Here is a 6,530-nt window from a genome sequence, read left to right as displayed (position 1 = left end):
AAGATCACCGAACAGGGCGACCACCACACCCTGATGTCCCTCAACGGCCTCTACGCCGACCTCTACACCCTCCAGGCCACCGCCTACCGCTGACCCTCCGGGTAGCACTTGCACAATGTTCAAGTCGCGCCTACTGTCGGACTTGAACATTGTGCAAGTCTGCCTTGGAGGGTCCCGTGCCGGTTTCCGTCGTCATCGCGTCCACGCTGCAGTACGCGCTCGCGGTGCTGTTCCTCGTCATGCCCGTCATCGTCCACACCCACGGAGAGCGGGCCCAGCGCGCCGCCGAAGCGGTCGTGACCCGGCAGGGACTGCCGGCCGGCGTGCTCGCCCGGCACGGGGTCAAGTTCGCGGAGAGCGTCGTGGAGCTGCTGTTCCCCCTCGCCATCTCCGCCGCCCTGGCGACGCTGGCCTCACTCGGCCTCGCGGGGAGCGGGACCGGCCGGATCCTGTCGTGGATCGCGGCGGGGGTCCTCATGATCGCGGGCGGGTTCGTCACCGGCAGTCAGGTCTTCGCGGGCCGGTACGTCGAGGCGGCCTTCAAGAAGTCCGAGGAGCCGGGCGTGCGGGAGCTCGACGGGAGAGCGGTGACGCGCGCGGCGGCCGAGGCGTTCCCCGCGATCCTGCGCCCGCTGCTCGTGATCCGGTTCGTGCTGACGACCGCGGGTTCGCTGGCCGTCATCGCCCTGCTGGCGACTCCGGCGGCGAGCGCGTACGTCCATTAACCGCATCAGCCCGATCCGCCCCGTAAGCCATCAGCCCGGTCAGCTCCGTCAGCCCGGTCAGCCGTCAGCCGTGTTGGCCGCCACCAGCCGCGTCAGCCGTGTTGGCCGCCACCAGCCGTGTTGGCCGTGTGAGCCGCCGCCAGCCGCGCCTCCAGCCCGTCGAGGATCGTGCGCAGCCCGAACTCGAACGAGTCCTCGTCCGGCAGCGGAGGGACGGCCTCCACCGATGGCGTGGTGCGCGCCCGCAACCGGGGGAACTGCTCGGCGATCTCGCTGATGCGCGCGATGGTGTCGCGCAGTTGCTGCTCCTCGTCCGCCCCGGCCCTGCGCAGCCGGGCCCGCCACGCCAGCTCCGCCGCCTCGCCCTGGGCGGCGCCGATGACGAACATGAGCACGGTAGCCGCCGCCTGGTCCACATCCGGCCCGCTGAACCCGGCGGCCTCGTAGACGGCCAGGCAACGGTCGTCGTAGCGGGCCTTGTTGGGGCCGTGGATGAGATGGGTGCTCATGGCCGGGAGCATCCAGAAGTGGCGGCCCAGCATGCCGTGCGCCCCGGCGGCCAGCACCGCCGCGGCCTCCCGCCAGCCGACTTCGGCGGGGTCGGGCAGTTCGATCTCGTCCCACACGTGGTCGGCGGCCAGCACGACCAGCTCGTCCTTGCTCTTGACGTGCCAGTACATCGCTGTAGCCGCCGCTCCGAGCTGGGTGCCCAGGCGCCGCATGTTCAGCCCGTCCACACCCTCGGCGTCCAGCACCGAGACGGCGGCCCGGACGATCTGGTCCCGGGTCAGGGTGTCACGCGGCATGCCCCCAACCTACCGCCCACCACCCCTGCCCTCCCGCTGCCCGACCTGCCACCTCCCGACGGTTCGGCTTGAGACAGTTCGGCTTGCGACGCATCGACTCTCGACGGATCAACTCCCGGCCGATTGCCTGCCACCGATCGAGTCCCGACCAATCGGCTTCCGACCGATCGGCTCCCGAGCCATTTGCTCCGAGCAGTCGCCTCCGGGCCGCGGCCGTCTGGGTGCTGCCGTCGGGGACGTGGCCGTCTGGGACGTCGTCACTCAGGCTGCCACCGCTGGGAGGGCCAGCCCCCGACCCGCCGCCGGACCCGCCGCCGGACCTCCCGCCTGCCGGCCGTGGAGGGCGGCCGACGAGAGGTCCGTGAGGTGGGCTCCGGGTCGGATGGAGGCGTGTGGGCGCACGAGCACCACGAGCCTCCGACAAGGCGGCGTGTCAGCAGGAGGTGAGCATGCTGCCCAGCGCCGCCTTCTCCGAGCTGTCGGTGCTCAGCCCCCAGTACCACTTGACCTGGATCCAGGCACGGGCGTACCGGCAGCGTTCGGCGGTGCGAGGCGGCTGCCACTCAGCCGGGTCCTGGTCCGACTTGGACTGGTTGACGTTGTCCGTGACGGCCCACAGCTGGGGGCCGCCCAGGTCGTTGGCGAACTGCTGGCGGCGGGCGGTCGTCCACGCCCAGGCGCCCGAGGCCCATGCCTCGGCGAGCGGGACCATGTGGTCGATGTCGACGTCGGAGGCAGCGGTCCAGGTCGCGCCGTCGTACGGGCTGTACCAGGAGCCGGAGGTGGCGGCGCAGGAGGAGTTGGTCACGACGTTGGTGCCGTCGCGCTTGAGCACTTCCTCGCGGGTGTTGCAGGAGCCGCTGACCGTGATCCAGTGCGGGAACAGGTCGCGGTCGTACGTGCTGCCGTGAGATTCGGCCGCCACGGTGAGCTCGGCGAGGCGGGTGGCGGCGGTGCCGGCGGAGGGGATGTTCGGGGGGATCGCGGCGGCGGGTTGGGTGGTCACCGTGAGGGTCAGCGCGGCGGCGCAGGCAACGGTGAGGGCGGCAGGTAACACGCGGTCGCGGTGCATGAGGGGTCGGCCCTTCTGCCGCCGTCCTCGGCCGGCCACAGACACCGGTCAGGGGCGAGGAGGGCGGGCACCTCGACCGTGTCATTGTCCGCATTAGTCCATATATGGCCAGGTTTGCTGAGCTCGTAGGGAGGCGTCGGGCGATTCCTGACATGAGCAGTCATGCGGCCATTGGCACGCCCGTCAACGTTGGAACGACGTTCATCGCCCCGTCACGAGCACCCCGAAACGGCAGCCGTCACGCGCACTCCGAAACGGCGACCGTCACCGTCCCGAGCGGCTGCCCGCACCCGCACCTGAACCCGCGGCCGCCCGTGTCCGAAGCGGCGGGTGTCCGTCTTCGGGACGTCGGTCGCCTGCGTCGGAACCGGCGGGCGTCCGTCTTCGGGCGGTGGTTGCCCGTGTCGGAAGCGGTGGGAGTCCGTCTTCGGAAGGGCCGTTGCCCCCGTTCGAAGGGGCGGGCGTTCGCGTGCTGGCGATGACGGGTGGCGGTCGTCATGGCGCGGGGACGCCCGGCGGTGGTGCGCCCCTGCGGTCGCGTCGCGGTGAAGTCGGCGGGCACGTACGTCGTTGCTGGTCGCGCGGCGGTGAGGGCACTGCACGCTTGTGGTGGCGAGGTCAGCGGTGGTGCGTCCCCGCGGTCGCGTCGCGGTGAGGTCGGCGGGCACGTACGTCGCTGCTGGTCGCGTGGTGGTGAGGGCACTGCACGCTCGTGGTGGCGAGGTCACCGGACCAGTGGCGTCGCCGGTGTCGGGCGCCTGCCGGCGCCTGCGTGCGTGGACCTGCGCACGATGCCCGAGGCCGGGCCGCTACGCCCGCCACCAGGACCAGCCGCCGGACCGGAGGTGGGTGAGAGCAGAGGACCTGCTCGTCACGGACTGACACGCGGTGCCGGTGCGCGCGGTGGGCTCACCGGTCGACGGCCAGTCGCACCCCCAGGCCGATGAAGATGCCACCCGTGGCGACGTCTACGCGGCGGCGGGCGGCGGCCCGGTGGCGCAGCCAGCCGCCGATCCGCCCGGCGAGCACTCCGACCGCGCCGTCCACCACGAACTCCAGCGCGATGAGGATGGCCCCGAGGATGGCGAACTGCAGCCACACCTGGCCCAGTTGCGGGTTGATGAACTGGGGGAGGAAGGCGATGGTGAAGGTGACCATCTTCGGGTTCAGCAGGTTGGTCAGCAGTCCGCTGGCGAACGCCCGGCGGCCCGACATCCCACCCCCGGCCTCCACGGGCATCTCGCTCTCGACCCCCTTGCGGTTACGGAGCATCTGTACGCCGAGGTAGATCAAGTACGCGGCTCCGACGATCCGTACCACGGTGAAGGCCACCGGCACAGCCTCGAAGAGAGCCGCCAGTCCCGCGGCCGCCACGGCGACGTGGACGGCCTCGCTCGTGGCCACCCCTGCCGTGGCCAGCAGACCGGCACGCGGACCGCCGCGCATCCCGCAGCCCAGGATGAACAGCATGTCGGGCCCGGGAGTGATCATGGCGACGATCGTGGTCAGAGTGAAGAGCACCAGCAGGTGTGAGTCGATCGGCATAGGTGAATTATCCCAAATGTCCACGCCAGAGCCCGCCCCTGCGAGCGATAAGAAGACCGGCTCGGTCGTACTCCAGGAGAGTTGAGAGTGCCGCGGCCTCCCTGCCTCCGCTGGACAGCCAGATGACCACCCCAGGGGAAGTGCCGACGGCGGTCAGTGCCGGGGACCAGGCGCGTGGCCAAGGGCTTCGCCGATCGAGGACGGCGGGACAGGCCGCCTCGAACGCCAAGACGAGAGTGACGCCGAGCGTCGTCATCCGCGGTGTGGCGATCTCCCTGTCGAGGTCGTGGTCGTCAAGCAGCAGGCGGCTCCAGAGACTTCGATGAAGCCCCGTGGGACGCGCAGCCGGTTGAAGCGAGATCGGATTCACCGCGGCATACAGGAAATGGGCAGCCGAGCGCGCCGGCGCGGCGAACGCCACAAGTCCATGGCTGCTTGGACAACGATGCGGCCCGACCTGCTATCGGCTGGTCACGAGGACAGGCCGGGTCCCGACGTCGAGGAAGTCACCGGGGGCGAGCGGCACGGAGGTTCCGTCCAGCCTGTGGACCTGGGTGGCGCCCGGTGGAGCCGGTGTGGACGCGGTGCCGGCATGGGTCCAGCGCAGGACGGCGGACTGAGGCCTGCCTATGGCGTCCGGCACGGTGAACTCGCACTGCCATACGTTGGCCGGCAGGCGGATCGCGGCGCCCTGCCCGCAGGCTCGCACCCGGGCGTGGGCGAGCCACCGCTGCAACTGCTCCACGGCCAGCGCCACCCGGGTGGGTGCTCCGCCTTCGGCCTGCAGAACTATCGGCAGGTTCTTGGTGCCCCAGGCGTAGAAGTACGTGCGTCGCAGGTCGCCGGTGCCGCTGCCGTACAGACCGGTCAGGTAGAAGCGGACCGCGTGGTCGATCGCACGTTCCTCGTCCAGTTGTCCCTGCAGGACGATGTCGTGTGTCGTCCCCGTACTCCAGATCGGGGGATGCACCCCTGCCTGATGCAACGTGCGGTAGGCGACGTCCAGGATCGCCAGCATGGTCTCCGGGGGATCGGCGGGCGATCGCTGGTGCAGCTTGACGCTCGCGACGTCGCAGTACGCATATCCTCCTGCCTCGGCGAACTGCCGTAGAAAGGCACGCCCTTCGCTGTTCCACAACCGGCCCATGCCGGGACATACCACGATCGCCCCAGGATCGGCCTTCTTGATGGCGCGGCTCGCCCGGCGGGTCATCTCGACCAGGCCCGCCACGTCGCCGGTGTAGAACCGGGAGTCGTTGCCGACCGGCCACAGTTCGTAGCCCTCCAACCGGCCCCGGTAACGTCCGGCCAGCGTGCGCACGAACCGTTCCCAGTCGGCCAGGTCGTCCGGCGCAGCCGCCCGGGCGCCGTCCGGGTAGGCCATGCGCGGCGCGGCAGGCGCCGCCCACGCCGGTGTGCCGCCGATGACGAACAGGGCGGGCAGTCCCGCACGGCGGGCGGCGGTCACCAGCCGATCCGCCACCGTCCAGTCATACTCGCCCCGGCGGGGCTCCAGATTGGCCCACCGCGTCTGGCTGTCCCAGAACCGGACGGCCCCGACCCGGAAACCCGGCATCTCCCCGGTGTTCGTGTTCATCGTCACACCGAACCTGACCGGCTCCACCCGCTCAGGCGCCACCACCCAACTGGGACCGCTCGCCGGCTGCGCCCGGGCCGGCACGGGGGCGGCCCCGGGCGTCGCCTGAGACGACGCCGTCCCCAGCGCCACGGCCAACGCCGCGACCACCGCGCTGGTCACCTGCCTGGTCACCGGCTTGGTCATCGGCGTGTGGCCCGGTCGCACCGTCCGTGGTAACGCCGCTGCCGCCTCAACGTCGGCGCCGGACTCCTCCTCCGGCGCGGCATCAGCAGGCACGGCGGCACCGCCGCCGGTGGCGTCAGGGCGTTCGCCGTCGAGTGCCCACGCGCGAACGGCATCGCGGACTTCCTGCTCGCTGGCGCCGCAGGCCTGGGCGATCCGCGTGACGAGCCCGGCGTCGGGGATCCGCACCTTGCCCGTGCAATAACGGTGCAGGGTCGAACTGCTGATGTACGTCCTACGGGCGAGATCGGCGTAACTTTGCCCGCTGCGTTCCTTCAAGCTCTGCAGAAGCGTCGGAAGAGCCATCGTCCCTGATCGTTTCACACCGTCCCAGGCTGATCCAGGGGCCGCTGGTCGGAGGCGGTCTGACGTCCCAGCCGTCCCCACCGGACGCGATCCCGTTGCCGCAGAGAGGTGACCTCCGCACAGTCAGTGACATCAGCCACTTGCTTCAGAAGGGAACGATGCACAATGGGACGAACTGCCGCAGTGGTTCTGGCAACCGCGTTGGCCGGGGCCGCGATCACGAGCGCAGCGCCGCCTGCCGCGGCTTACGGCGA

The 6,530-nt window shown here is 70.7% G+C and carries 5 protein-coding genes; 1 reads left to right on the top strand and 4 read right to left on the bottom strand.

Annotated elements, in window-relative coordinates; translation table 11 throughout:
- Window positions 1–176: 176 nt before the first annotated feature.
- On the top strand, window positions 177–725 hold the full coding sequence (locus ABZS69_RS58295) for a hypothetical protein (protein WP_355390742.1): 549 nt from the start codon (window positions 177–179) through the stop codon (window positions 723–725).
- A 92-nt stretch (window positions 726–817) separates the two neighbouring features.
- Here the strand turns inward: ABZS69_RS58295 and ABZS69_RS58290 are convergent, their stop codons facing one another.
- From ABZS69_RS58290 to ABZS69_RS58275, 4 genes are all read right to left on the bottom strand, one after another.
- Window positions 818–1,531 carry a TetR/AcrR family transcriptional regulator gene (locus ABZS69_RS58290; RefSeq protein ID WP_355390739.1) on the bottom strand — a complete coding sequence of 238 codons (714 nt, stop codon included), beginning with the start codon at window positions 1,529–1,531 and terminating at the stop codon, window positions 818–820.
- A 433-nt stretch (window positions 1,532–1,964) separates the two neighbouring features.
- Entirely contained in the window at window positions 1,965–2,603 is a 639-nt protein-coding gene (locus ABZS69_RS58285) for an HNH endonuclease family protein (RefSeq protein ID WP_355390737.1), read from the bottom strand.
- 909 nt (window positions 2,604–3,512) lie between these two features.
- Window positions 3,513–4,148: a LysE family translocator gene (locus ABZS69_RS58280; RefSeq protein WP_355390734.1), complete on the bottom strand. Its 636-nt coding sequence runs from the start codon at window positions 4,146–4,148 to the stop codon at window positions 3,513–3,515.
- A 460-nt stretch (window positions 4,149–4,608) separates the two neighbouring features.
- Window positions 4,609–6,276, bottom strand: a complete 1,668-nt coding sequence (locus ABZS69_RS58275) for a helix-turn-helix domain-containing protein (protein WP_355390731.1) — start codon at window positions 6,274–6,276, stop codon at window positions 4,609–4,611.
- Window positions 6,277–6,530 lie beyond the last annotated feature (254 nt).

This window comes from Nonomuraea sp. NPDC005650, assembly GCF_040605375.1.
Taxonomy (GTDB): domain Bacteria; phylum Actinomycetota; class Actinomycetes; order Streptosporangiales; family Streptosporangiaceae; genus Nonomuraea.
This window is presented reverse-complemented; position numbering and strand designations above follow the sequence as displayed.